Raw genomic sequence first — 26,804 nt, 5'->3', positions numbered from 1 at the left:
CCTGATGATGAGCCTATTAGAAGAAAACCAATCCACCGACCTGGAAAAGATCGTCGGCCTGAGCCGTCGCCGCTTCATCGGCGCGGGCGCTCTGTGCGGCGCGGCGATGTTCCTCGGCGGCAACCTGCTGAGCCGCAGCGTCATGGCCGCCGCCGTGAGCGAAGGCAACAAAAGGTTGCTGGGCTTTGACAGCATTGCCGCCGCCACGACCGACACCATTACCCTGCCGCCAGGCTACAAAGCCTCGGTACTGATCAGTTGGGGCCAGCCACTGCAAAAAAATGCCCCGGCATTCGACCCCAGCGGCAATGGCACCGCCCGCGCCCAGGAAATGCAGTTCGGTGACAACAACGACGGCATGAGCCTGTTCCCGTTTCCCGGCGAGGACAATCGGGCGTTGATGGCGATCAACAACGAATACACCAACTACCGCTACCTCTTCCCCCATGGCGGCCAACCGCAGTCCGCCGAAGACGTGCACAAGGCCCAGGCCAGCGAGGGCGTTTCGGTCATCGAGATCCAGCGGCGCCGTGGTCAGTGGCAATTCGTCCAGGATTCTCGCTACAACCGCAGGATCCATGGCAACACGCCGATTCGCCTGGGCGGCCCGGCTGCCGGTCACGACCTGATGAAAACCAGCGCCGACAAGAGCGGCAAGAAAGCGCTGGGGACGTTCCAGAACTGCGCCAACGGCATGACGCCGTGGGGCACCTACCTGACCTGTGAAGAAAACTTCACCGACTGCTTCGGCAGCAGCAACGCCGATCTGAAGTTCGACGAGGCGCAAAAGCGCTACGGCGCTACCGTCACCAGCCGCGAAATCAACTGGCACCTGTTCGATCCGCGTTTCGACCTGGCGAAGAACCCCAACGAGCTCAATCGTCACGGCTGGGTGGTTGAAATCGACCCGTTCGATCCAAAGTCCACGCCAGTGAAACGCACCGCCCTGGGCCGCTTCAAACACGAAAACGCCGCGCTGGCGAAAACCCGTGACGGGCGCGCCGTTGTGTACATGGGCGACGACGAGCGTGGCGAGTTCATCTACAAGTTCGTCAGCCGCGATCGCATCGACCGCCGCAATCCCAAGGCCAACCGCGACCTGCTGGACCACGGCACGTTGTACGTGGCGCGCTTCGACGCCGGCGACGGCAACCCGGACCATCCGAAAGGCAAGGGCCAGTGGATCGAACTGACCCATGGCAAGAATGGCCTCGACGCCGGCAAGGGCTTCAATGACCAGGCTGAAGTGTTGATCCATGCGCGCCTGGCCGCCACCGCCGTTGGCGCCACCCGCATGGACCGCCCGGAGTGGATCGTGGTGAGCCCGAAGGATGGCCAGGTCTATTGCACCCTGACCAACAACTCCAAGCGCGGCGAAGATGGCCAACCGGTGGACGGGCCCAACCCTCGGGCCAAAAACGTCTACGGGCAGATTTTGCGCTGGCGCACCGACCGCGACGATCACGCCTCCAAGACCTTCGAGTGGGATCTGTTCGTGGTCGCCGGTAACCCGACGGTGCATGCCGGCACGCCCAAGGCCGGATCGTCCAACGTCAATGCCCAGAACATGTTCAACAGCCCCGACGGCCTGGGCTTCGACAAAGCCGGCCGGCTGTGGATCCAGACCGATGGCGACTCAAGCAACGCCGGGGATTTCGCCGGCATGGGCAACAACCAGATGCTCTGCGCCGACCCCAACAGCGGTGAGATTCGCCGCTTCATGGTCGGACCGGTGGGTTGTGAAGTCACCGGGATCAGCTTCGCGCCGGACTACAAGACCTTGTTCGTGGGCATCCAGCACCCTGGGGAAAACGGCGGTTCGACGTTCCCCGAGCACCTGCCCAATGGCAAGCCACGGTCGTCGGTGATGGTGATTACCCGTGAGGATGGCGGGATCATCGGCGGCTGACGCTGATCGTTCCCACGCTCTGCGTGGGAACGCAGCCGTCTTTGTGGCGAGGGAGCTTGCTCCCGCTGGGTTGCGCAGCGACCCCATTTTTTTTGTGGGCGCTGCGCACCCAAACGGGAGCAAGCTCCCTCGCCACGAAGAGCGACGCAACTCCCATCGACCCAATCATGACTGCTTTGCGCTACCATGCCGGGTCGGACGCGGCAGCCCTGCCGCTGCGCAGGAGTCAGCATGTCCCATCCGTTTGAAACCCTTACGCCCGACCTGGTCCTCGATGCCGTTGAAAGCATCGGCTTTCTCAGCGACGCCCGCGTGCTGGCGCTCAACAGCTACGAAAACCGTGTCTATCAGGTCGGCATCGAAGACGCCGAACCGCTGATCGCCAAGTTCTATCGCCCCCAGCGCTGGACCAACGAAGCGATCCTGGAAGAACACCGCTTTACCTTCGAGCTGGCCGATTGCGAAGTGCCGGTGGTCGCGCCGCTGATCCATAACGGCGCCAGCCTGCATGAGCACGCCGGGTTTCGTTTCACCCTGTTCCCCCGTCGCGGCGGGCGGGCGCCGGAGCCGGGCAATCTCGACCAGCTCTATCGTCTGGGCCAATTGCTCGGAAGGCTTCACGCGATCGGCGCGACCCGGCCATTCGAGCATCGCGAAGCACTGGGTGTGAAGAACTTCGGCCATGACTCGCTGGAGACCGTGCTGCAAAGCGGTTTTGTCCCCCGCAGCCTGCTGCCGGCCTACGAATCAGTGGCCAGGGATCTGCTCAAGCGTGTCGAAGATGCCTACGCCGCCACGCCCCACCAGAACATTCGCATGCACGGCGATTGCCATCCCGGCAACATGATGTGCCGCGACGAGGTGTTCCATATCGTCGACCTCGACGATTGCCGCATGGGCCCGGCCGTGCAGGATCTGTGGATGATGCTCGCCGGGGATCGGCAGGAATGCCTCGGGCAGCTATCGGAATTGATGGACGGCTACCAGGAGTTCCATGATTTCGACCCGCGCGAATTGGCCCTGATCGAACCGCTGCGCGCCCTGCGCCTGATGCACTACAGCGCCTGGCTGGCGCGCCGCTGGGATGACCCGGCGTTTCCGCGAAGCTTCCCCTGGTTCGGCAGCGAACGTTACTGGGGCGACCAGGTGTTGGCGTTGCGCGAGCAACTGGCGGCGCTTCAGGAAGAGCCGTTGAAGCTTTTTTGATGCCAGATCCAAATGGCTGTTGCAAATCCCTGTGGGAGCGAGCTTGCTCGCGATAGCGTTTAGATGTTCAACGTATCTGTCGACTGACCCACCGCCATCGCGAGCAAGCTCGCTCCCACAAAGGTGGCGGTGCAACACTCATAAGGCACCAGCACAATTAGACAAATCTACTTACAATCACTTCTTTGTTAGCTGCCTAAGCAAGGATTCTGCATGCAAGCCGCCAACCCGCGTCGCGGGTACATCCTGGGCCTGAGCGCCTATATCATCTGGGGTCTGTTCCCCATCTATTTCAAAGCCATTGCCAACGTTCCATCGGTGGAAATCATCATCCACCGGGTACTCTGGTCGGCGCTGTTCGGCGCCGCGCTGCTGATGGTCTGGAAACATCCGGGCTGGTGGCGCGAGCTGCGGGACAATCCGCAACGTCTGGCGATCCTGGCCCTGAGCGGCACGCTGATCGCCGCCAACTGGCTGACCTACGTCTGGGCGGTGAATAACGGTCGCATGCTCGAAGCCAGCCTGGGCTATTACATCAATCCGCTGGTCAACGTGTTGCTGGGCATGTTGATCCTCGGCGAGCGGCTGCGCCGCATGCAATGGGTCGCGGTGGCGTTGGCGGCCATTGGCGTGGCGCAACAGGTCTGGCAGGTGGGCAGCCTGCCGTGGGTGTCGCTGATGCTCGCGCTGACGTTTGGCTTCTACGGGTTGATCCGCAAGCAGGCGCCGGTCAAGGCCTTGCCAGGGCTGGTGGTGGAAACCTGGATGCTGGTACCGATTGCTATCGCATGGCTGCTGTTCAACCCGGCCGCCACCAGCGCCCAGGCGGCTTTCTGGACGACTTCCGAAGCCTGGTGGCTGGTGGCGGCCGGTCCCGTGACGCTGGTGCCTCTGGTCTGCTTCAACGCGGCGGCGCGGCACCTGCCCTACACCACGCTGGGTTTCTTGCAGTACATCGCGCCGACGCTCGTGCTGCTGCTCGCGGTGCTGCTGTTTGACGAACATTTGTCGTCCAGCACGCTGGTGGCGTTCCTGTTCATCTGGGCCGGACTGGCGGTGTACAGCATCGACGCCGTGGTCAGCATGCGCCGGCGCACCTGATCAAAAAACCAACACATCCCTACAGGCCTCGTCCGGCGTGGCCTGCGCGCATCCTTCCCAAGGTTATCCACAACGTGATCCCCGGCGTTTGTGCACAAGCCTTTGAAAACTGGTGATTTTTTGATCATCACTGGCTGAGGCACGGCGGGCCTGGGCTGGCGCCGGGTCTCTACAGGTTATCCACAGGCAGGCGCAGCTTTTCCTTGGATAACCTGCATCAGCTTTCGTCGCTGAGTTTCAGCTCGACCATCAATTCATCGGCCAGGGTTTCCAGGCGCTCCTGCAGGGTGTCCAGTGACAAAGTCAGGGGCACCCCGAGAATTGCCTCGGCATGGAATAACAATTCGCTGCTCATCGGCGCGGGTCGAACATGGGTAACCAGCCGCTCGACGTTCACCCCCTGCTCGCTCAACAGGCGCGTGATGTCGCGCACGATGCCGGGACGGTCATTGCCCACCAGTTCCATGGCGATGGGTTTCCAGGTGCAGGATTCTTCGATCGCATTCTCGGCAATCAGCACACGAATGCCATGGGCCGCCAGCCCATGCAAAGCCTCGATCAGTCCTTCATGAGATTCAGCCGGGGCGCTGAGGCGCAGGATCCCGGCGAATTGCCCGGCGAGGTGCGACATACGGCTTTCCAGCCAGTTTCCGCCGTGCTCGGCAATACACTCAGCGATGCGCTCGACCTGCCCGGGTTTGTCCGGGGCGAAAACGGTGATGACGAGATGGTCCATGGCGCAGCCCTTCTGTTGATGGAACGGACAGTATAGGCAAGGCGGGAAATCCACACGGTCGCACTTTTGGGTTGAGGAGCTTGCTCGGCCCTGACTGCGTAACGATCGTAAATCGCTGGATCAGTGCTGCGCACTGAAGCGGGAGCAAGCTCCCTCGCCACAGGGAAATGTGTACGAATCTTAGATTTATCTGGAACAATCTATCGGTTTTTTGAGAACATCCGGTTCCGCGCCGTGACTGTAGTGCTTTAGTCGGTCGCGGAACGACGCAATTAGTCTGATTTTCACAACCGCAATTGATCATGTAGTATGCCGCAGCGAGCACTACATAATCGCAATGCCTAATGTTATACCGATGTCTGCCCAGGCCAGTCGCATCCCTGAAAGCCCCGTCAGCAAGGCTTAACCCAGCCGCCAGCAATGGCATGTACTGGTTCGGAGGTTTGTGGTTTAAATGTCCCGAGGCTTCATTGTCCAAATCGAAGAGCTGAAAAGCGCAATAGCTGAGCAGAGTGAGGCAAGCAATGACTGAACACGTTCAAGTCGGTGGCCTGCAGGTCGCCAAAGTCCTGTTCGACTTCGTGAATAACGAAGCCATTCCCGGAACCGGCCTCACCGCCGACGCATTCTGGGCCGGCGCCGACAAGGTCATCCATGACCTGGCACCGAAGAACAAAGCCCTACTCGCCAAACGCGACGATTTCCAGGCGCAGATCGATGCCTGGCACCAGGCTCGTGCCGGCCAGGACCACGACGCCGTGGCTTACAAAGCCTTCCTGCAAGACATTGGTTACCTGCTGCCAGAAGCGGCGGATTTCCAGGCCACGACCCAGAATGTCGATGACGAAATTGCCCGCATGGCCGGCCCGCAGCTGGTGGTGCCGGTGATGAATGCCCGTTTCGCCCTCAACGCCTCGAACGCCCGCTGGGGTTCGCTGTACGACGCGCTGTACGGCACCGATGCGATCAGCGAAGCCGATGGCGCGGAGAAAGGCAAAGGCTACAACAAGGTTCGCGGCGACAAGGTCATCGCCTTCGCCCGCGCCTTTCTCGACGAAGCAGCCCCGTTGGCGGCCGGCTCCCATGTCGATTCCATTGCCTACAAGATCGTCGACGGCAAGCTCGTCGTCACCCTCAAGGGCGGCAGCAACAGCGGCCTGCGCGACGATGCCCAACTGATCGGTTTCCAGGGCGATACGTCGGCGCCGAGCGCAGTGCTGCTCAAGCACAACGGCCTGCACTTCGAAATCCAGATCGACGCCAGCACTCCGGTCGGGCAGACCGACGCCGCCGGCGTCAAAGACATCCTGATGGAAGCCGCGCTGACCACCATCATGGATTGCGAAGACTCGGTCGCCGCCGTCGATGCCGATGACAAGGTGGTGATCTACCGTAACTGGCTCGGCTTGATGAAAGGCGATCTGTCGGAAGAAGTCGCCAAGGGCGGCCAGACGTTTACCCGGACCATGAACCCTGACCGCGTTTACACCGCCGCGGACGGGTCGAGTGTGACGCTGCACGGTCGTTCGCTTTTGTTCGTGCGCAACGTCGGTCACCTGATGACCATTGACGCGATCCTGGACAAGGATGGCAATGAAGTGCCGGAAGGCATCCTCGACGGGCTGATCACCAGCCTGGCCGCGATCCACAGCCTCAACGGCAACACCTCGCGCCGCAACAGCCGCACCGGCTCGGTGTATATCGTCAAGCCGAAGATGCATGGCCCGGAAGAAGCGGCGTTCACCAACGAGCTGTTCGGCCGCGTCGAAGACGTGCTGAACCTGCCGCGCAACACGCTGAAAGTCGGAATCATGGATGAGGAGCGCCGTACCACGGTCAACCTCAAGGCGTGTATCAAGGCGGCCAGCGAGCGCGTGGTGTTCATCAATACCGGCTTCCTCGACCGTACCGGCGACGAAATCCACACGTCCATGGAAGCCGGCCCGATGGTCCGCAAGGCTGACATGAAGGCTGAGAAGTGGATCGCTGCGTACGAAAACTGGAACGTCGACATCGGTTTGAGCACCGGTCTGCAAGGCCGCGCGCAAATCGGCAAGGGCATGTGGGCCATGCCGGACCTGATGGCCGCGATGCTCGAGCAGAAAATCGCCCACCCGATGGCGGGCGCCAACACGGCATGGGTCCCATCGCCGACCGCTGCCGCCCTGCACGCGCTGCACTATCACAAGGTCGATGTATTCGCCCGCCAGGCCGAACTGGCCAAGCGTGCCCGCGCCTCGGTGGACGACATCCTGACCATCCCGCTGGCGGTCAACCCGAACTGGACGCCCGAGCAGGTCAAGCATGAACTGGACAACAATGCCCAGGGCATCCTCGGCTACGTGGTGCGCTGGATCGACCAAGGCGTGGGCTGCTCCAAGGTGCCGGACATCAACGACATCGGCCTGATGGAGGACCGTGCAACGCTGCGGATCTCCAGCCAGCACATCGCCAACTGGCTGCGCCATGGCATCGTCACCCGGGACCAGGTGATGGAAAGCCTCAAGCGCATGGCACCGGTAGTCGATCGCCAGAACGCCAGCGACCCGCTGTATCGCCCGCTGGCGCCAGACTTCGACAGCAACATCGCCTTCCAGGCGGCGGTCGAACTGGTGATCGAAGGCACCAAACAACCGAACGGCTATACCGAGCCGGTGCTGCACCGTCGTCGTCGCGAGTTCAAGGCAGCCAATGGGTTGTGATTGAGAGGTAACACGCGGCAAATAAAAAAGCCCTGATCGAAAGATCAGGGCTTTTTAACGCGGGCTGTTCAGTCCCGAAAGCTTGCAACAGTTTCAGGCCTGGACAGGCTTCTGTGGCGAGGGAGCTTGCTCCCGCTGGGCTGCGAAGCAGCCCCTCTTTTCAGACATTTCGAACTTCATCGGCAAACTTGCGACTGCTGCGCAGTCGAGCGGGAGCAAGCTCCCTCGCCACAAAAGCTCTCAAGCACTAAAGCACTCGGGCCAGTTGAATCGACGGTGCTAGAGATCCATCCCCAACTCATGCTTGACCAGCCCCAGCAGCTTGTCGGTGTCGATCGGCTTTAACAGGAAATCCACCACGCTCAGATGCATCGCCTCGATGGCGTCCTTCACGTCGGCATCGCCCGACACAATGATGATCGGCAGCGCTGCCCGCTCCGACTCGCGCACCAGGCGCACCAGCTCCAGGCCATCGACATTGCCCATGCGCAGGTCGGTGATCAGCAGGCCGATGGCGGGCTTGGTTTCCAGCATCTTGAGTGCGGTTTCACCACTGGCGGCGGTCATGCAGCGTATGCCATCCAATGCCAGGATTTCCGAGAGCAGCTCACGGGCGTCCTTGTCGTCATCGACAATCAGGACTCGCTGCGGCGGCAGGTCGGGTTCCAGCATGACGGCACTCAGCGCCTCGCGCTCGGCGTCACTCAAAATATCGTGGTCGGACATGATGCTCTCTACGTTCTCGAATCGATCCCCTGGCACAGTGGTCAGACATCGTTCTGCGGCGCTTCAATGTGCACTTCGTCGGATTTTTTTCCAAGTGCATTCCAGGAAGAATTTTTCGACGCAAGGCGTGGGAGTTTTCCTTGGTTTCGCTCCCATTGCCGCGACCTAGACTTACGTCCAATGGGCACCTTGCGCTCTGGGGCCGACCATGGGGAACAGATCCGACCACAACAATTCGAAAAAGACTGCGTAATGGTTATGAAAAAAGCGGACGCCTTCATCCAGGCAGGGAAAACCGCGGTGTTGCAGAACATCCAGGGTACGTTGCTGTTTCTCCAGCGCTTCCCCCCGTTCAACCAGATGGAAAATGCCCACCTGGCCTACCTGGTCGAACAATGCCTGCTGCGTTTTTATGCCCCGGGCGAAACCATTATCAAGCCGGCCGACGGTCCGGTTGAGCACTTCTACATCGTCAAGCAAGGCCGGGTAGTGGGCGAGCGACCGCACTCGGCCAAGGGCGGCACCGAGACCACCTTCGAGATCACCACCGGCGAGTGCTTCCCCCTCGCGGCCCTGTTGGGTGAGCGCGCGACCCGCACCGAGCACCGGGCCGGCGAGGACACTTTCTGCCTGCAGTTGAACAAACTCGCCTTCATCAAGCTGTTCGCCCTGTCCGGGCCGTTTCGCGATTTCGCCTTGCGCGGCGTCAGCAGCCTGCTCGATCAGGTCAACCAGCAAGTGCAGCAGAAATCCGCGCAGACCCTGGGCACGCAATATTCCCTCAACACCCGGTTGGGCGAGCTGGCAATGCGTCACCCGGTCAGTTGCAGCCCTGAAACGCCGTTGCGCGAAGCCGTCAAGCTGATGCATGAGCAGCAAGTCGGCAGCATCGTGGTAGTGGACGAACACAAGGCGCCGGTCGGGATTTTCACCCTGCGCGATCTGCGTCAGGTCGTGGCCGACGGTACCGGGGATTTTTCCGGGGCGATCACCCTGCACATGACCCAGGCACCGTTTTTCCTGTCGCCTGACCACAGCGCCTTCGATGCGGCCATCGCCATGACCGAGCGCCACATTGCCCACGTCTGCCTGGTCAAGGACCAGCGCTTGTGTGGCGTGGTCTCGGAGCGGGACCTGTTTTCCCTGCAACGCGTCGACCTGGTGCACCTGGCCCGGACGATCCGCAACGCCCCCAGGATCGAGAACCTGGTGACCTTGCGCGGCGAGATCGGTCAGCTGGTGGAACGCATGCTGGCCCATGGCGCGTCATCGACCCAGATCACCCACATCATCACCCTGCTCAACGACCACACCGTATGCCGGGTCATCGAGCTGACCCTCGCCGACAAGGGCGACCCGGGCGTCGCGTTCAGTTGGCTGTGCTTCGGCAGCGAAGGCCGCCGCGAGCAGACCCTGCACACCGACCAGGACAACGGCATCCTGTTCGAAGCCCGGGACGCCGCCCATGCGGCGCAGATCCGTGGCCTGCTGCTGCCCATCGCCCAGCAGATCAACCAGAGCCTGGCCCTGTGCGGCTTCACGTTGTGCAAGGGCAACATCATGGCCGGCAACCCCGAGTTGTGCCTGTCCCGCGCCGAATGGGCACGCCGCTTCGCGGCCTTTGTCCGTGAGGCGACCCCGGAAAACCTGCTGGGTTCGAGCATCTATTTCGATTTGCGGGTGGTGTGGGGCGACGAGCAAGGCTGCGAACAGTTGCGCCGGCAGATTCTTGACCAGGTGGCCGACAATCGCCTGTTCCAACGCATGCTGGCCGAGAACGCGCTTCGCCATCGCCCGCCCGTCGGCCGATTCAGGGATTTCGTACTCAGCCGCAAGAACGGCGAGAAGGCCACGCTCGACCTCAAAGTACAAGGTCTTACTCCCTTCGTTGACGGCGCTCGCCTGCTGGCGCTGGCCAATGGCATCGAGGCCAACAACACCCTGGAGCGCCTGCGGCAGCTGGTCGTCAAGGAAGTGATCGAGCCGCTGGACGGCGCGGCGTATGAAGAGGCCTATCACTTCATCCAGCAGACGCGCATGCAACAGCATCAACTGCAAACGCGGGAGAACCAGCCTTACTCCAACCGCGTCGACCCGGACAGCCTCAACCACTTGGACCGGCGCATCCTGCGTGAATCCCTGCGCCAAGCCCAACGCCTCCAGAGCAGCCTGACCGTGAGGTACCAGCTGTGAGTCTGTTTTCCTGGTTGCGCCCGGTCCAGCCGATGCTCTCGGACGGGTTGCAGCAGCGCCTGAACCATCTGCCCGCCGCCGCGCCGTTGACGGAGCGCAGCCTGCGGGAACAACGGTGGGTGGTGGTCGATCTGGAAACCACTGGCCTCAACCTGAACAAGGACCAGGTGCTGTCCATCGGTGCGGTCGTCATAGAAGACGGCGCCATCGACTTCAGCCAGCAGTTCGAGCGGACCTTGCAATGCGACAAGCAGAAGCTCGGGCCAAGCGTACTGATCCATGGCCTGGCACCCAGTGCCATCGCCGCCGGCAGCGACCCGGCCGAAGCGCTGGTGGCATTCATGGAGTTCGTTGGCGACAGTCCATTGCTGGCGTTCCATGCGCCGTTCGATTCGCACATGCTCGGACGCGCCATGAAAGATTATCTCGGCTACCGGCTGCAGCATCCGTTCCTGGATGTGGCTGACCTGGCCCCGATGCTTTGCCCGCAAGCCAATCTGCGCAAATCCGGCCTGGACGAGTGGATCGACTGGTTCAAGCTGCAAGTCTTCGAGCGCCACAACGCCAGCGCCGACGCCCTCGCCACTGCGGAACTGGCGCTGATCCTGTTCAGCCGCGCCCGCCAGCAGGACATCCACAGCGCGCTCGACCTGCAACAGCGCCTGGGGCAATGGAAACGGCGGCAGCAGGCGCCTTCGCTTTAATTGAAGCAACAAGTCTTTTGTGGGAGCGAGCCTGCTCGCGAAGGCAGTTTGTCAGCCGGCATCAATGTATTGGATGGACCGCTTTCGCGAGCAGGCTCGCTCCCACAGGGGTGCTCAGTTTTGTCCCGACCAGCGCCAATTGCTTTCCAGCCCCCGCCTCTGCCACAATCGCGAACAATTCTCGTTACTTAATGCGTCGGTGATGCTCCGTGTCGTCAGTCCCCAGTCCCCAGAGTGATTTGGTTGGTGCGTTGTACCGCGACCATCGCGGCTGGCTTTTGGCATGGCTACAGCGCAACGTGGCGTGTCCACAGCGGGCGGAAGACCTGAGCCAGGACACTTTCGTGCGGCTGCTGGGGCGTGACGGGTTGCAGCCACCGCGCGAGCCCCGGGCGTTTCTGCTGGCGATCGCCAAGGGCCTGCTGTTTGATTATTTCCGCAGGGCCGCGCTGGAGCAGGCTTACCTGACCGAGCTGATGCTGATTCCCGAGGCTGAGCAACCTTCGATAGAGGAGCAGCAGATGATCCTCGAAGACCTCAGGAACATCGACCGCCTGCTCGGCAAATTGTCGAGCAAGGCGCGCGCGGCCTTCCTCTATAACCGCCTCGACGGCCTCGGCCACGCTGAAATTGCCGAGCGCCTGGGGGTTTCGGTGCCAAGGGTGCGCCAATACCTGGCCCAAGGCGTGCGGCAGTGCTACATCGCCCTTTACGGTGAGCCGACATGACCCTGGCCTCTTCCAAGCCAGTCTCGGCGCGGGTGTTGGACGCGGCCATCGCCTGGCAATTGTCCCTGGACTCAGGCAATGGCAGCCCTCAGGAGCGTGAAGCCTTCGCTCAATGGCACGCCGCCGATGAGGAGCATGCACGCGCCTGGCAACAACTGGGCATGCTCGACCAGCGTTTCAGCGTCGCCAGCGGCCCGGCGCGTGCGGCGCTGCTGCAATCGCGGGTCAGCATCCGGCGGCGGGTACGCAAGATCGGCAGCGGCCTGGCCAGTGTCGTCGCGGTCATCGGCCTGGCGCTGTTCGCCGGCGAGCGTTACCTGCCGCTGGATTACTGGCTGGCCGACCAGCGCACCGCCACCGGTGAACAGCGCACGTTGCGCCTGGCCGACGGCACGCTGATCAACCTCAACACTCACAGCGCGCTGGATGTGCGTTTTGACGACAAGCAGCGGCGCGTCATCCTGCAGGAAGGCGAGATCCTGGTGGAAACCGGCCACAACGATCCGCGCCCGTTCATCGTCGAGACTCGCGAGGGCAGCATGCGCGCCCTGGGCACGCGCTTTCTGGTCAGGCTCGAAGACGAAGGTACACGCCTGAGTGTTTTGAAATCCGCGGTGGCCGCGCATCCGCAAGCGACCGCTGAGGAGCAGATTCTGCGCGAAGGCCAGCAGGTGCTGATGCGCCGCGACGGCCTCGGTCCAACCTTGGCCCTGAGCCCCGGCGCCGATGCCTGGACTCGCGGCATGCTGGTGGTGGACAACGCGCGACTCGAAGACCTGGTCCGTGAGTTGGCGCGCTATCGGCGCGGCTACCTGGGCGTCGAGCCCAAGGTTGCGGACCTGCGCATTACCGGCAGTTTCCCGCTGCATGACACCAACCTGGCGTTGACCGCTTTGCTGCCGACGTTGCCGGTGCAGGTCGAACATCACACGCGTTGGTGGGTGGTGGTGGCGCCGCGGGTCGAAGCCAAGCGCTAGAAAATGTTGCGTCTGTGAGGACGCCTTCGCGAGCAGGCTCGCCCCCACCAGGGAATGCGAACCCCTGTGGGAGCGAGCCTGCTCGCGAAGAGGCCAGTTGCACCACCACCAAACCGCTCGCAATCTGAATCTAAATTATTTTCATCCACCCCTATCACTTTTCGGTTTTCATCCGGCACACAGGCAATTGAGAAATATTTCCATTCAGGAGCCGCCGTATGTCCCGCCCGCTAGACACCCTGTTGCGCCCCAGCCTGTTGGCCGTCGCCATCGCCTTCGCCGCCCCGCTGGCCAGCGGTCCGCTGCTGGCCGCCGAGCAGGCGTCCGGCGTGCGCGCCTACAATCTTCCCGCCGCGCCATTGGCCAGCACTCTGAACCAGATCGCCAGCCAGGCCGGCCTGGCCCTGAGCCTGAACCCGGCACTGGCTTCGGGTAAAACCTCGGCGCCGGTCCAAGGCCAGTTCGACGCCACCGGTGCGCTGCGTGAAGCCTTGCGCGGCACCGGCCTGCAACTGGAGCAAAGCAGCGCCGGCACCTACAGCCTGGTGGCCGTGCCAGAGGGCGTCATGGTGCTGCCGGAAACCAGCGTGATCGGCGCCGGCGTCAGCGAAACCGCCTGGGGCCCGACCGAAGGTTATGCGGTCACCCGCACCGCCGCCGGCACCAAGACCGACACGCCGATCGTCGAACTGCCGCGCTCGGTCTCGGTGGTCACGCGCCAGCAGATGGACGACCGCTCCGTGCTCAACCTCAACGATGCCCTGCGCTACACCGCCGGCGTGCAGAGCAGCGGCTACGGTTCGGACTCGCGCAATGACTGGCTGCTGGTGCGCGGCTTCGTGCCGACCCAGTTCCTCGATGGCCTGCCGCTGCCCAGGGGCAACTACATCACCCCGAAGATCGAGCCGTGGAACCTTGAGCGCATCGCCGTGCTTCGAGGCCCGGCGTCGTCGGTCTACGGCCAGACGCCACCCGGCGGCATGCTCGACATGGTCAGTCGTCGCCCGCAAGCCGAGAGCAGCAATGAAGTGGAGTTGCAGGCCGGCAGCCACGAGCACAAGCAGATCAATTTCGACAGCACCGGCAAGGTCGACGACGAAGGTCAGTTCCTCTACCGGCTCAGCGGTACCGTGCGCGACAGTAACTCCCAGATCGATCACATCCCGGACAAGCGCTACAACATCGCCCCGAGCCTGACCTGGAACATCAACGACGACACCCGCCTGACATTCCTCTCGCAATATACCCGCGATGACACCGGCATCACCGGGCAATTCCTGCCCCTGCAAGGCACCAAGCTGTCATCGCCGGCGGGCAAGATTTCCCATCACAAGAACCTCGGTGATCCGGATTGGGAGTTCTACGACCGCACCTACTACGCGCTCGGTTATGCCTTTGAACATCGCCTGAACGATACTTGGCAGTTCCGCCAGAACCTGCGCTATACCAAGAGCGACCTGGAAACCCAGGGCATCTCCGCCGGCGGTCAGTTCTGGCCGGATGGCCCGAACCAATCGGTGGACGCCGACGGCAACGTCAAGCGCAGCGCCAGCGTGATCGACGAAGACATCAGCCAATTCGCCGTGGACAACAACTTCCAGGCCGATTTCCAGACGGGTGATCTGAGCCATACCTTGTTGCTGGGTCTGGATCACCAGCGCTCGAACAGCAATTCGCGTTGGGATTGGGGTTCGACTGGCGTGCCGACCAGCAATATCAACAACCCGACCTACGGACAGGATTTTTCCAACGTCCAGTACTTCACGATGTATGACTACAACCAGAAGACCAACCAGACCGGCCTGTACTTCCAGGACCAGATTGCCCTGGACAAGTGGCGCCTGACCCTCGGTGGTCGTGAAGACTGGATTCACACCGGCACCGTGTTCCACAACCAGAACAATGTCACCAACACCCAGCGCGACAAGAAATTCAGCGGCAACGCGGCGTTGAGCTACGTCTTCGATAACGGTGTGACGCCCTACGTTTCCTTCGCCCAGTCGTTCCAGGCGGCGGCAGGCTCAACCGTCAACAGCACCGAAGCGTTCAAGCCGACGGAGGGCGAACAGTACGAGGCGGGTATCAAGTACCAACCGCCCGGCACCAAGACCTTGTTGACCGCTGCGGTGTTCGACCTGACCCAGAAAAACAACTCCGTCACCGAAAACAATGTCACCCGCCAGGTCGGTGAAGTCCAGGTGCGCGGCCTTGAGCTGGAAGCCTCCGGCGACGTTACCGACAACCTGAAGCTGGTCGGTTCCTACACCTACAACGACAGCGAAATTACCAAGGGCACCGCGGCCGAAGAAGGCAAGCGCATGGCCCAGGTTCCGCGTAACCAGGCCACCGCATGGGCTGATTACACCTGGCACAACGGCCCGCTGGACGGGTTCGGCGTGGGTGCCGGCGTGCGTTATGTCGGCGACACCTACGGCAACACCACCAACACCGATTGGGGGCATGTCGGCTCCTATACCGTCTATGACGCCTCGGCCCATTACGACCTGGGCCGTTTGAACAAGACACTCAAGGGCGTCACCGTGGCGGTGGACGCGAAAAACCTCTTCAACAAGGAATACCTGTCCACCTGTGACGGCTTCTATTGCTACTACGGAGACCAACGCAACGTCGTCGCCAGCGTGAATTACAAATGGTAAACGGTTAGCATTTGCAAAACCTTTTAGGCCGCGCTGTCGGGCAATGCTGTTCGTATAAGGAAAACCGTGGCGAGGGAGCTTGCTCCCGCTGGGTTGCGTAGCAGCCCTAAAAGTCTGGGACCGCTGCGCGGTCCAGCGGGAGCAAGCTCCCTCGCCACTATGGATACTCAATCCAAAATGAACAGAGTTGTTGCTGCAGGCGCCCTTTTGCATTCGGATCGATCATGAAAAGCAAAACCATTCGCCGCTGGTCCTTTGTCCACACCTGGAGCAGCCTGATCTGTACGGTGTTCCTGCTGATGCTGGCAATCACCGGGCTGCCGCTGATTTTCCATCATGAAATCGAGCATCTGTTGGGCGATGCCCCGGAGCTGCGGGAAATGCCAGCCGGCACGCCGCCGTTGGATCTTCAACAACTGGTGGAAAAAGCCAAGGCTCACCGTCCGGGTGAAGTGGTCCAGTATTTCGGCTGGGACGAGGACGACCCCAACGGCGTGATCACCATCATGGCGCCGACACCGGGCACCGAACCCAATTCGTCCCATACCTTCATGCTCGACGCGCGCACCGGCGAAGCCCTGGAAATGCCTTCGGCCAACGGCGGTTTCATGATGATCATGCTGCGCCTGCATGTGGACATGTTCGCCGGGCTGCCGGGCAAGTTGCTGCTGGCGTTCATGGGTTTTCTATTCGTGATCGCCATCGTCTCCGGCGTGGTGCTGTACTTGCCGTTCATGCGGCGCTTGAACTTCGGCACGGTGCGCCAGGACAAATCCACCCGCCTGCGCTGGCTCGACCTGCACAACCTGATCGGCGTCGTCACCCTGGTCTGGGCGCTGACCGTGGGCGTGACCGGCGTGATTGCCGCCTGCGCCGACCTGATCATCGCCGCGTGGCGCAACGACAGCCTCAGCGCGATGGTCGAGCCGTACCGCAACGCCCCGCCATTGACGCAACTGGCACCGGCGACCCGCCTGCTCGACATTGCCAAGGAAGTCGCGCCGGGCATGGAGCCCAGCTTCATCGCCTTCCCCGGCACACTGTTTTCCAGCGAGCATCACTACAGCGTGTTCATGAAGGGCGACACCCACCTGACCTCACACCTGCTCACTCCGGTATTGATCGACGCCAGCACCCTGGACGTCACCGCCGTGGCCGAGCGGCCGTGGTACATGGATATGATGAGCCTGTCCCTGCCGCTGCATTTCGGCGACTACGGTGGCCGGCCAATGCAGATTTTCTGGGCAACCCTGGATGTGCTGACCATCATCGTCCTGGGCAGTGGCGTTTATCTGTGGGTGGTGCGACGTAAAGCCGCCAAGCGCGCGACTGTCGGCGCGGAGGTAACCTCGTGAGGCCTCGGCAGTCGAATTTCTGGAAGGTGTTCGCTATTCCCGTGGTGATCGGCGCATTGAGCGCGGCGGGGCTGTTTTCGGCGCTGTTGGGTGACGGGGCCTGGGATGCGGTGAGCTGGGTTGGATTGGGAATCCCCACTGCTCTGGGAACCTGGGGCTTGATCAAGCGCGGATAACCGGCACAGCCCCTGTGGGAGCGAGCCTGCTCGCGAAGGCGGTAAGTCAGTTGCGTTCATACTGACTGACACTCCGCTTTCGCGAGCAGGCTCGCTCCCACATTTCGGTCCTCGCCAGTCGCCGTGGAACTGTCTAGGCTAAGGCCAGCCCGCCCAATCGAGGATGTTCTGCATGTCCACCCCCAGCATGACCCTGTTCCACAACCCTGCGTCACCCTTCGTCCGCAAGGTCCTGGTGCTGCTGCACGAAACCGGACAGCAGGATCGCGTCGCCTTGCAACTGAGCCAACTCACGCCGGTCAAGCCGGACCTGGCGCTGATCGGTGACAACCCGTTGAGCAAGATCCCGGCCCTGCGCCTGGCCAACGGGACGGTGATCCACGACAGTCGCGTCATCCTCGACTACCTCGACCACCAACACGTCGGTAACCCACTGATCCCGCGCGAGGGCGCAGCCCGTTGGCGGCGCCTGACCCTGGCCTCCATGGCCGACGGGATCATGGACGCGGCGGTGATGATCCGCTACGAGACCGCCCTGCGTCCCGTGGAAAAACACTGGGACGAATGGCTCGACGCGCAGCGGGACAAGATTCGTCGCGCCCTCGCCACGCTCGAATCCGAAGCGATTGCCGAGCTGGCCAGCCATTTCGACGTCGCGTCCATCAGCGTCGCCTGCGCCCTGGGATACCTGGACCTGCGCCATGCCGACCTGGAATGGCGCGAGAACAATCCGCAGCTGGCGGCGTGGTTTTCCGAGATCAGTTTGCGGCCTTCGATGGTCGAGACAGTGCCCCGGGTCTAAAACTGTCTTGGCTGCACCGGCCTCATTGTCGGAACGCCTTCGCGAGCAGGCTCGCTCCCACATTTGATTGTGTCGCTCTCTTGTGGGAGCGAGCCTGCTCGCGAAGGCCGCGCACCGGATCCAAAGGAAACAACCCGACAATTCGCATCACCAGCATTTCCCCGACCCGCTGATCCTCCCGCAACCCCAACGACCGGCTCATTTCACCTCTCCCAGATCAAAACTCATCGCCGCCGTCGGCTTCGCGCCCACCCCGTACCAATCCAGCTTGCGGGTCAGCACCATAAACACGCCCAACAGGCCGAACAGCAGCAGCGAACCCATCAACAGCGCGTAGTCTTCGGCGCTCAACAGGCCATAAAGCAATCCGTACAACCCCGCCAACCCCGCCGAAAATCCCAGGCCGTGACTGACGCTGCGCAGCACATGGCAGACGTAAAACCCGATCAGCACCACGCAGGCACTCGCCGATACCAGATACGCCAGGGTGAAGCCGATGTGTTCCGACAATGACAGCAACAGCAGGTAGAAGAACGCCAGCGCCACACCGACCAATGCGTACTGGACCGGGTGCACGGCGAGGCTCTTGAGCACTTCGAAGAGAAAGAACCCGGCGAAGGTCAGCGCGATGAACAGCAGCGCATATTTGATCGCGCGGTCGCTCTTCAGGTACTGGTCCACCGGGTCGACGAAACTTACACCGAACGCACGACTGCGGAACGCTTCGCAACCATCGCCGGGATCGCAGGCTTGCAGCGTTTCCAGAAGGTTGGTGGAGAAAAACGAGGTCTGCCAGTCGGCATTGAAGCCCTGTTCATTGATCTCGCGATTGACCGGCAGGTAATTGCCGATGAAGCTCGGATGCGGCCAATCGGCGGACAGGTGCACCTTGGTGGACTTGCCCACCGGCAGGATCTGCAGCTCGCCGGTGCCTTGCAGGCGCAGGTCGAAACCGAAGGTCAGTTCGGGGCTGCCCTGGGCGGTGATCATCGGCAACGGCACGTGGACGCCCTGCCCCAGCCAGCCAAGCCGCGAACCGGGAAGGAAATCGACCGTCTGCTGGTTCAGCGTCAGGGTCAATGCGTTCTCGATGCCACGAATATCACTGATGCCGACGCTCAGGTATGGCTCGTCAAAGCGGTAGTCGGCGAAATCCTTCGGGGCGACGCCATAACGTTCCGGCACTTTGAAGCGGCCATCGATCCGGTTGTCGGCATGAAACAAGCGCGCTTCGTAGATGCCCCGGGCACGTGTTTCGGTGCGGATCTGACCGTCGAGCTCGAATTGCTCCGGCAAGAAATACAACTCGCCCGTTTGCTCGACGGTTTCAAGGAAGCGCACGCCGGTCTTCTCGTTGGTATTCCAGACCTTCACGTCCTTGCGAAACGGCACCACGATCATCGGACCGATCAACTGCTGGCTGTGGCTGGAACTGCGGGCGATGTCCTGCAACACCCCATCGCGCAGCTCCTGGCGCTCATCGATAAGGCCGCTGATCATCAACAGCGGGATCATCAGCAAGAGAATCAAGAGGGCAATCATGCCCAGTTTTATGGCGAGGCTGCGGTTCATGTGGGGCTCTCCCTGTTCGAATGAGGGAAAGTCTGGCGCGGCTGTGTGGGCGGTTTATGAGGGGAATGTGGAGATTGTGTGGAGACTGGAATCCACCTGACTGATGAACCTTGTGGCGGTTCAGGGCAACCGCAGTACCACTTCCACCCCACCCTCGACATTGCCAATGGAAAATTCCCCCCCATGCAACTGCACCACTTCCTCGACGAAGTTGAGCCCCAGGCCTGTGCTCTTGCGCCCGGTGCCAGGGCGCGGCAAGGAATAAAACCGCTCGCTCAGGCGCGGTAGTGCGTAGTCGGGAATCGGCTCGGCCTGGTTGAACAGGCGGATCTCGACGCGGCTGCCCAGGCGCTCGGCGCTGATGCGCAACAAGCCTTCTGCTGCGGTGAAGTCCAGGGCGTTTTCCAGCAAGTTGCCCAATGCCTGGCGCAGCAGGAATGCCTCCCCGGTCAGCGTCAGATCAACGGGGATGTGTCGCTCCACGCACAATTGACGACTTTCGATCCAGCCGCCGCGAGCCTCCAGCAATTCATCGACCAACGCCGCCAACGGCACCGCGACGATATCCTCCAGCCCCTGGCGCTGCTCGACCTGGGCCAGGTTGAGCAGGCGCTCGATCAATTGCTGCATGCGCACGCTTTCGCTGTCGATGTTGCTGACAAAGCGCTGGTGCTGGGCGGCGGGCATGTCGCTCTGCAGCAGCTCGGCGGCGCCGCGAATCGCGGCCAGCGGGCTCTTCAGTTCATGAGTCAAGGTGTGCACATAACGCTCGACGTAGGCCTTGCCTTCGAGCTGGGTGCGCATGTGTTCGACGGCGCCCGCCAGTTGCTCGAATTCGCCGCCGCGATAATGCGGCACTTCCACCCGCCGCCCCTGGCTGACCGCCTGGGCATAACGAGTCAACCGACGCAAAGCCGCGCTGAGCCACCAGGACAGCAAGGCGCCCAGCAACAGGCCCAGGCCGATCAACCCGGCACCGTACGCCAGCAGGCGCCGCTCCGTGCGGTCGATGTAAGGTTGCAACGAGCTGTTGGGCTTGGCCACCGTGACCACGCCGATGATTCTTCCGTTGTCGCGGATCGGTGCCCCGACATGCATCACCGACGACGCCGGATCGTCCGGATCATTGCGGGTCGAACGAGCGCCGTAATGGCCGCGCAAGGTCAGGTAGACGTCATTCCACCGCGAATAATCCTGGCCCACCGCAACGCCACTGGAATCGAGCACGACGATGCCATTGGCATCCGTGACGTAGATGCGATGGTTGACCTGGTTTTTTGGCAATCCCCAGATCGTCGCCGCGGGCTGGCGTTCGCCATAGGACCTGAGCAATTGCGGCCAGCGGTTCTGGCTGAGTGTCCCGGCCTTGAAATCGTCCCGCAGGATCTCGGCCATCAGGTTGGCCGTGTCCACCAGGGTTTCCTCGGTGGACTGGCGCACACCGGGACGGATTTCTTCCATCACCGTGTTGAGCACGAAATACCCGGCCAGGCCGATGAACAGCACGTAGGCCAGGAAAATCCGGATACCCAGCGACATCAGCTGTGGCCCGGGCTGTAGCTGTAGCCAAGGCCCCGGTGGGTCTGAATCGGTTCGGCCTCGGCCCGGACCAGGCGCAACTTGGCGCGCAGGCTCTTGATATGGCTGTCGATGCTGCGCTCGTAGCCGGCATCGCTGGCCACACCCAGGGCGTCGAGCAACTGCTCGCGACTGAAGACCCGCTCAGGCTGCTCCAGCAGGCAGTTCAACAGGCGAAATTCATGACGAGTGAGGTTCAACGGCTTGCCGCGATAGCTGATCTGCACGCGCTCGCTGTCCACCTGGAACAACGCCGAACCCGCTTCCGCGAAAGGCCGCGGCGCCACGCGCTTGAGAATCGCGCGAACCCTGGCGGCAACTTCGCGAGGGCTGAAGGGCTTGACCACGTAATCATCGGCGCCAATCTCCAGGCCCACCACCCGGTCAATCTCGCCATCCCGAGCCGTAAGAAAAATTACCGGAACGTCGCTGAAACGTCTGAGATTCTTGCACGTCTCGAAACCGCTGATATCCGGCAGGCCCACGTCGAGAATAATCAGGTCCGCCGGAGTCTTCTGCTGATGCTCCAGGGCCGCGGCTCCCAGGCTCAACCAGGTGGTGTCAAAGCCCTCGCCCTGCAGCGCAAACACCAGCGTATCAGCGATGGCGGCTTCGTCTTCGACAATCAGAATATGAGGCATGGCGACCGGGCCCGACAGTAAAGTTGCCGGAACGGTGCCCCAAGCCTCGGGGCACGTCAATCGGGGAAATCAACAGTCCGGTTTATCCGCGGTAAACCGCCGCGCCGGGTTCACCGCCGCGTCGAACTCACGCAAGGCCTTGGCACCGATCAGCAACGGGTAGTTGAAACTGCTGCGGTCGGTCAGGTTGACCTCGACGGTGCGCTTGACGTTACCCAGGCACATTTCCAGTTCCACCACCGGACGCTTGCTGGGGGCGATCTTTTCGTCGTCGTCCTCGTCCTCTTCGGAACGGGTCTTGATCTTGCTGATGCGGGCGATCTTGTGTTCGTAGATCTTGTTGCTCGCGTCCTTGGTCGCCAGGCGGAAACGTACCCAGTCATCGCCGTCACGGGTAAACGTCTCGATGTCCTTGGCCGACAGCGAGGCGGTCAATGCGCCGGTGTCCATCTTGGCCTTGAGCACTTCGCCACCGATTTCCGGCAGCGCGATGTATTCGTAGCGCCCATAGAGGGTCGGTTCGGCGGCGAGCACGGGGAGGGCCACCAGGGAAAGCAGGGCTAAAACGGATTTCATGTAAGGGGCTTCCGTTGTGGGAGTGGGATTTTAGACCGTGGTCAACGAATTCGTTCGGTAAAGCGCACCGTGGCTCCCTCGCCACAAAAGCAGATTCAGCCTATACAAGCCCAAGTGAAACTTTCGTCCAGGCCGATTTGGCCTGCCGCTCGAAGCTGCTTATCATGGCCCGCCCAACCCGTTTGCAAGAGTCATCTATGCGCCGCCTGCTCACCGGCTGTTTCGTCACCCTGCTGCTATTGCTCAATACCCTGGTGCTGTTCGGGCCGCTGATGGTGTTTGCATTGCTCAAACTGGTCCTGCCCGGGCGTCTTCGCGATTACGCCTCGTGGGCAGTGATGTGGATCGCCGAGACCTGGGCCGAGATCGACAAACTGATTTTCGCCTCGTGCATCCCCACCCGCTGGGACATTCGCGGTGGTGAAGGCCTGCGCAGCGACACCTCGTACTTGGTGATCAGCAATCACCAGTCATGGGTGGATATCCCCGCTCTGGTCCAGACCCTCAACCGGCGCACGCCGTTCTTCAAGTTCTTCCTCAAGAAAGAGTTGATCTGGGTGCCGTTCCTGGGGCTGGCGTGGTGGGCATTGGATTACCCTTTCATGAAGCGCTACACCAAGGCGTTCCTGGCGAAGAATCCCGAGCTGGCCGGCAAGGATCTGGAAATCACCAAGGCCGCCTGCGAGTTGTTCAAGCGTCAGCCAGTCACCGTGGTGAATTATCTCGAAGGTACACGCTACACCCCCGCCAAAAGCCAACAGCAGCAATCGCCCTTCAGTCATCTGCTCAAGCCCAAGGCCGGTGGCGTGGCGTTTGTGCTGGCGGCGATGGGCGAGCAACTGGATGCGATCCTCGACGTGACGGTGGTTTATCCGCAGCAGCGCATCCCCGGGTTCTGGGATTTGATCAGCGGCGCGGTGCCCAGGGTCATCATCGACATCCAGACCCGCGAACTGGACCCGGCGCTGTGGCAGGGCGACTACGGAAACGACCCGGTGTTTCGCCAGCATGTGCAGGACTGGGTCAACCAGCTCTGGAGCGAAAAGGACCGGCGCATTGCTCAGCTGCGCAACGAGAGCGCCTGATCAGATACCGGCGCCGGCGCCCCAGATACCGCCCAGGTCCTGCAACAGCGAACCGGCGACGCCCTGTTGGCCGAGGTACTGCAAAATGATCGGGGCAAACTGGCCGATCATGCCGCTGTCCATGCCCAGCGCGCTGAAGGCATTGTTCAGGTCACCGGTGTCCTTGACGTTACCGAGCAAGCCGTCGAGCAAAGCGTTTTTGTCCGACCCGCCGCCCAGCAAGCCACCCAAGCCGTTAAGGCCACCGATGGCGCTGTTCCCGGCGATCTGATCGAGCCCCGGCACACTTTTGCTCAGCTCGGAGAACTGCGCCTCGCTGAGCTGGTTCCTGGCCAGCCCGAGCATCGCCCCGGCACCGCCCACGGCTTGCTCCGGCGTGATCTGGAGTTCCGAGCCGAGGGTATTGAGCAATCCGGCGGCTTTCGGCGCGGCGGCCACCGCCCCTTCCTGCTGGTTGCCCTGGATGGCCGAGATCACGCTTGTCGCATCGGCGAGGCTGAACTGTGCGAAGGCCGGGCCGGCTGCCAACGAGAGCAGGCAAGACAATGCAAAACCGCGTGAAACCTTCATCGGGACATCCTCTGGAACATGAAAAAGCCGCCCGGAAAGGGGCGGCGCAAAGTCGAGCGTTGGACTGGGATGGCCGGGGTTTGTTCAACACCGCGCTTGCCGCGTGCAGCAATAGCCTGCCATCGAATACAGTGCAGCCTTCTTTCAGCAGAGTAACGCCATGAACGTACAAATCGGTGGAGGCGCCCTCGCGGTCATTCTGACGGGCATGCTCATCGCCTTCGGCGTCAGCGAGTGCCAGCGCGGCCCGTTGAACCCGGAACTTGCCGACGACGTCAGCGAAGCGCAAAAGACCTGGCTGACCATCGAGCACCGCATCAAGCGTTATGATCCAGCCCTGACGCAAGTCACACGAGACCAGCAGGCCCTGACCGTTTTCTACCGCCCCGCCACGCCCACCGAGGAGGGTGACGATTGGGCGCCGGACATGCTGCGCATCGTCGGCCACGGCCTGGCGGCGCTGAACGGCGCGCCAGGAGGAAAGGCGTATACCCAAGTGACCGTGAGAGCGCGAATGCTTGCCGATGATGACGTGGCACTGGTGTACGACATGTCAGGGTTCGATGCCATCAAGACCCAACAGGACGGCTACTTCAACTTCGCCAGCATGCCGCGCAGCCTGTCGTTCAGTCCGGCCGCCCTGGCGCAGATCAAGGACGATTGCCGTGGCATGAACGCCCAAGCGTTCTATTCGCAATTCTGCGGTCGGGTCGGCGAAGCCGCAACAAGCCATCCCTGAACGCGGCCATGGCGCATGCTACGGTTTTTTTGACGCAGTACTGTCAACTCTGACAGTAGGCGGCAGTTCAACCCGGTCCTAAGCTCGGATCGTCGAAGGTAAGAACCTCGGCAGACACTTTCCTTTGTGCTGTAACCCACCGGACACCGTGCCCGGAATAAAGGAATCTCTCTACAAAAGGAACTTGCGATGAAATATCCGAGCCTCGCCCTGAGTTGCGTTCTTCTGTCCGGCATCGGTTTGATCAGTTGCACTGATGTCAAAACCCCGGCCAAGAGCCCCGAAATAAAACACGGTACCTCACAGATGCCGCCGTCCCGCCAGTATTACTGTTGGGATCAGCAGGACTTTAACAATGGCAGCGCAAACATCAGGAACGCTGCCTGCCGGGAAGCCTTTACAGCGGCAGGCGACGCCGATTGGGAACGCGCCCGTCTGTTCAACGATTGGAACGCCTACTCGCAGAACATCCCCGAAGGTACCGAGCCGGAAGACGTCGCTCCCGATGGGAAACTCTGTTCCGCCGGTCAGGATCGCTTCGACAGTATCAACCTCAAAAGCACTGCCTGGCACACCACTGACCTGGACGTGAAGGACGGCCGCGTGCAACTTACTTACGTCGCCAGCCAGATGCATGATCCCAGCGAATTCAAGGTTTACCTGACCGACCCGGACAACCTCACCTGGGCCGCGCTGAAGCAGTCTCCTGACGTCAAGGTGAGACTTGCCCCGGACACGAAAGGACCGGGTACCTATTACCTGGACGTTCAATTACCAGCAGGCTATGTCACGGACAGCAGGTCAGTGATCTTCATCATGTGGCAACGCCATGAAGACCCTGCTCGTGAAACGTTCTTCAGTTGCAGCGATGTGGTGCTGGTGAGAGCGAAAGGTTAGAGGGGGCACTTTGTATCGTTGACAGGGGCCTTTCAGGGACTGATCTCATGCCGAAGAACCAGCAAACCTTACTTTGCCAATACCAATACGATCCGCTGGATCGCCTGGCTGATTGCACGGTAACAGACCAGGCCAGCGCTCGACGCTTCTATGCGAAAGGCCGCATCAGCAACGAGATCCAGGGGCAGATGCAACGTTCGGTCGTCCAGCACGGCGATCAATTGCTGGCGCAACAACAGTGCCGGGATGGCACCGTCGAAACCACCTTGCTGGCAACCGACCGACAGCGTTCGGTATTGCAGTTGCTCGATGCAATACAACCTGGCCCCCTCGCCTACACACCCTACGGCCATCGCGCCCCGGCTAACGGCTTGCTCAGCCTGCTCGGCTTCAATGGAGAACGGGCGGATCCGGTGACCGGGCATTATCTGCTGGGCAATGGTTATCGGGCGTTCAATCCGGTGTTGATGCGGTTCAATAGTCCGGACAGTTTGAGTCCGTTTGGGGCGGGGGGGTTGAACGTCTACGCGTATTGCGCCGGGGACCCGCTAAACAGGACAGACAAAACTGGACACGCATCGGGATTTTTTGCGTGGGTAATGAAGTCGATCAGCAAGACCCGAGCTAACATCTACAAGCCTTTGCGAGCTGAAAGTATCAGCACACTGCCCGCATCCTCCGGAAACCTGGCAGGAGCCGCTATCGAAAGCGGGAGTGAAATAAACATCAGAGGAGCGGTGCTATTACCAGAAAAGAATCGCAAGGCTTTGAGAGCTATTGGAGATCCGATCGTACGCAACCGGGCAAAACTTGCACACATTGAATCCGAGTTAATTAACCTGAAAACCTCTCCAGAGCTCGTCGCCAAAAAAATCGCCAGCGAAAACGCTGATGTCACGGGAATTATAAGCCCTGAGATACTTGAGCAACTGGCACATCAACGTATTCCCAATCGAATCCGTCATTTGGATAACAAAAAACTTCATTATCAAACCAAGCTAAAAAACCTCCAAACCCAACGCTCACAGGTGCGCCAGCAATGAATACTCATTCACAAGAAACAGCGCCCATTATTATTCGCAATATATTAGGTCCAGCAACATCGCCGCACCAGCTGGCGGATGTAAACCGGTCTGACGGGTGCGGCCAGACAAACCTAACACTTCTGTCAGCT

23 protein-coding genes are annotated in these 26,804 nt (G+C 61.3%); 16 read left to right on the top strand and 7 right to left on the bottom strand.

Features of this window, described 5'->3' with window-relative positions:
- Positions 1 to 7 precede the first annotated feature (7 nt).
- The 3 genes from PSH78_RS02550 to rarD all read left to right on the top strand — a co-directional run bounded on the left by PSH78_RS02550 (position 8) and on the right by rarD (position 4,216).
- On the top strand, positions 8 to 1,909 hold the full coding sequence (locus PSH78_RS02550; RefSeq protein WP_305498346.1) for a PhoX family phosphatase: 1,902 nt from the start codon (positions 8 to 10) through the stop codon (positions 1,907 to 1,909).
- A 231-nt stretch (positions 1,910 to 2,140) separates the two neighbouring features.
- Positions 2,141 to 3,115, top strand: a complete 975-nt coding sequence (locus tag PSH78_RS02545; protein WP_305498345.1) for a serine/threonine protein kinase — start codon at positions 2,141 to 2,143, stop codon at positions 3,113 to 3,115.
- Between the two features lie 213 nt (positions 3,116 to 3,328).
- A complete protein-coding gene (gene rarD / locus PSH78_RS02540) occupies positions 3,329 to 4,216 on the top strand; it encodes an EamA family transporter RarD (RefSeq protein WP_305498343.1) in 888 nt (295 codons plus the stop codon).
- 217 nt (positions 4,217 to 4,433) lie between these two features.
- Here the strand turns inward: rarD and PSH78_RS02535 are convergent, their stop codons facing one another.
- Entirely contained in the window at positions 4,434 to 4,952 is a 519-nt protein-coding gene (locus PSH78_RS02535) for a glycine cleavage system protein R (RefSeq protein ID WP_305498342.1), read from the bottom strand.
- A gap of 524 nt (positions 4,953 to 5,476) precedes the next feature.
- Between PSH78_RS02535 and PSH78_RS02530 the strand changes: the two genes are divergently transcribed.
- Positions 5,477 to 7,654: a malate synthase G gene (locus PSH78_RS02530; protein WP_305498341.1), complete on the top strand. Its 2,178-nt coding sequence runs from the start codon at positions 5,477 to 5,479 to the stop codon at positions 7,652 to 7,654.
- A gap of 279 nt (positions 7,655 to 7,933) precedes the next feature.
- Here PSH78_RS02530 and PSH78_RS02525 read toward each other — a convergent pair whose 3' ends face one another.
- Positions 7,934 to 8,380 (bottom strand): response regulator, encoded by a 447-nt coding sequence (locus PSH78_RS02525; RefSeq protein ID WP_305498340.1) that lies wholly within the window; start codon positions 8,378 to 8,380, stop codon positions 7,934 to 7,936.
- Positions 8,381 to 8,632: 252 nt separating this feature from the next.
- On the opposite strand from PSH78_RS02525, the gene PSH78_RS02520 reads away from it, so the two are divergent.
- From PSH78_RS02520 to PSH78_RS02485, 8 genes are all read left to right on the top strand, one after another.
- Positions 8,633 to 10,573 carry a putative nucleotidyltransferase substrate binding domain-containing protein gene (locus PSH78_RS02520; RefSeq protein WP_305498339.1) on the top strand — a complete coding sequence of 647 codons (1,941 nt, stop codon included), beginning with the start codon at positions 8,633 to 8,635 and terminating at the stop codon, positions 10,571 to 10,573.
- Entirely contained in the window at positions 10,570 to 11,277 is a 708-nt protein-coding gene (locus PSH78_RS02515; protein WP_305498338.1) for a PolC-type DNA polymerase III, read from the top strand. Before PSH78_RS02520 ends, PSH78_RS02515 begins: the two co-directional genes overlap by 4 nt.
- 209 nt (positions 11,278 to 11,486) lie before the next feature.
- Positions 11,487 to 12,005, top strand: a complete 519-nt coding sequence (locus tag PSH78_RS02510; protein WP_305498337.1) for an RNA polymerase sigma factor — start codon at positions 11,487 to 11,489, stop codon at positions 12,003 to 12,005.
- Positions 12,002 to 12,982 (top strand): FecR domain-containing protein, encoded by a 981-nt coding sequence (locus PSH78_RS02505; protein WP_305498336.1) that lies wholly within the window; start codon positions 12,002 to 12,004, stop codon positions 12,980 to 12,982. Before PSH78_RS02510 ends, PSH78_RS02505 begins: the two co-directional genes overlap by 4 nt.
- A gap of 218 nt (positions 12,983 to 13,200) precedes the next feature.
- Positions 13,201 to 15,639: a TonB-dependent siderophore receptor gene (locus tag PSH78_RS02500; protein ID WP_305498334.1), complete on the top strand. Its 2,439-nt coding sequence runs from the start codon at positions 13,201 to 13,203 to the stop codon at positions 15,637 to 15,639.
- A 224-nt stretch (positions 15,640 to 15,863) separates the two neighbouring features.
- On the top strand, positions 15,864 to 16,994 hold the full coding sequence (locus PSH78_RS02495; RefSeq protein ID WP_305498333.1) for a PepSY domain-containing protein: 1,131 nt from the start codon (positions 15,864 to 15,866) through the stop codon (positions 16,992 to 16,994).
- Positions 16,991 to 17,170, top strand: a complete 180-nt coding sequence (locus PSH78_RS02490) for a hypothetical protein (RefSeq protein WP_305498332.1) — start codon at positions 16,991 to 16,993, stop codon at positions 17,168 to 17,170. Before PSH78_RS02495 ends, PSH78_RS02490 begins: the two co-directional genes overlap by 4 nt.
- 172 nt (positions 17,171 to 17,342) lie before the next feature.
- Entirely contained in the window at positions 17,343 to 17,972 is a 630-nt protein-coding gene (locus PSH78_RS02485; RefSeq protein ID WP_305498330.1) for a glutathione S-transferase, read from the top strand.
- 198 nt (positions 17,973 to 18,170) lie between these two features.
- On the opposite strand, the gene creD is transcribed toward PSH78_RS02485, so the two are convergent.
- From creD to PSH78_RS02465, 4 genes are all read right to left on the bottom strand, one after another.
- Positions 18,171 to 19,544, bottom strand: a complete 1,374-nt coding sequence (creD, locus tag PSH78_RS02480; protein ID WP_305498329.1) for a cell envelope integrity protein CreD — start codon at positions 19,542 to 19,544, stop codon at positions 18,171 to 18,173.
- A gap of 120 nt (positions 19,545 to 19,664) precedes the next feature.
- On the bottom strand, positions 19,665 to 21,083 hold the full coding sequence (gene creC / locus PSH78_RS02475; protein WP_305498328.1) for a two-component system sensor histidine kinase CreC: 1,419 nt from the start codon (positions 21,081 to 21,083) through the stop codon (positions 19,665 to 19,667).
- Complete coding sequence (gene creB, locus PSH78_RS02470; protein WP_305498327.1) at positions 21,083 to 21,763, bottom strand: two-component system response regulator CreB; 681 nt, start codon at positions 21,761 to 21,763, stop codon at positions 21,083 to 21,085. Before creB ends, creC begins: the two co-directional genes overlap by 1 nt.
- 69 nt (positions 21,764 to 21,832) lie before the next feature.
- The gene (locus tag PSH78_RS02465) at positions 21,833 to 22,339 is read right to left on the bottom strand and encodes an ATP-dependent zinc protease (RefSeq protein WP_305498325.1); all 507 of its coding nucleotides are present in this window, start codon (positions 22,337 to 22,339) and stop codon (positions 21,833 to 21,835) included.
- A 197-nt stretch (positions 22,340 to 22,536) separates the two neighbouring features.
- Here PSH78_RS02465 and PSH78_RS02460 point away from each other — a divergent pair, with 197 nt between their 5' ends.
- Positions 22,537 to 23,424: an acyltransferase gene (locus PSH78_RS02460; protein WP_305498324.1), complete on the top strand. Its 888-nt coding sequence runs from the start codon at positions 22,537 to 22,539 to the stop codon at positions 23,422 to 23,424.
- Here PSH78_RS02460 and PSH78_RS02455 read toward each other — a convergent pair whose 3' ends face one another.
- On the bottom strand, positions 23,425 to 23,994 hold the full coding sequence (locus PSH78_RS02455) for a DUF2780 domain-containing protein (protein ID WP_305498322.1): 570 nt from the start codon (positions 23,992 to 23,994) through the stop codon (positions 23,425 to 23,427).
- Between the two features lie 160 nt (positions 23,995 to 24,154).
- Here PSH78_RS02455 and PSH78_RS02450 point away from each other — a divergent pair, with 160 nt between their 5' ends.
- From PSH78_RS02450 to PSH78_RS02440, 3 genes are all read left to right on the top strand, one after another.
- The gene (locus PSH78_RS02450) at positions 24,155 to 24,733 is read left to right on the top strand and encodes a hypothetical protein (RefSeq protein WP_305498320.1); all 579 of its coding nucleotides are present in this window, start codon (positions 24,155 to 24,157) and stop codon (positions 24,731 to 24,733) included.
- 189 nt (positions 24,734 to 24,922) lie between these two features.
- Complete coding sequence (locus PSH78_RS02445) at positions 24,923 to 25,630, top strand: lytic polysaccharide monooxygenase (RefSeq protein ID WP_305498318.1); 708 nt, start codon at positions 24,923 to 24,925, stop codon at positions 25,628 to 25,630.
- A gap of 47 nt (positions 25,631 to 25,677) precedes the next feature.
- Positions 25,678 to 26,673 (top strand): RHS repeat-associated core domain-containing protein, encoded by a 996-nt coding sequence (locus PSH78_RS02440; RefSeq protein ID WP_305498317.1) that lies wholly within the window; start codon positions 25,678 to 25,680, stop codon positions 26,671 to 26,673.
- The last annotated feature ends 131 nt before the right edge of the window (positions 26,674 to 26,804 follow it).

It is taken from the genome of Pseudomonas sp. FP198 (genome assembly GCF_030687895.1).
Taxonomy (GTDB): Bacteria; Pseudomonadota; Gammaproteobacteria; order Pseudomonadales; family Pseudomonadaceae; genus Aquipseudomonas.
The sequence above is the reverse complement of the archived record's forward strand: the minus strand, read 5'-3'. Positions and strand labels throughout refer to the sequence as shown.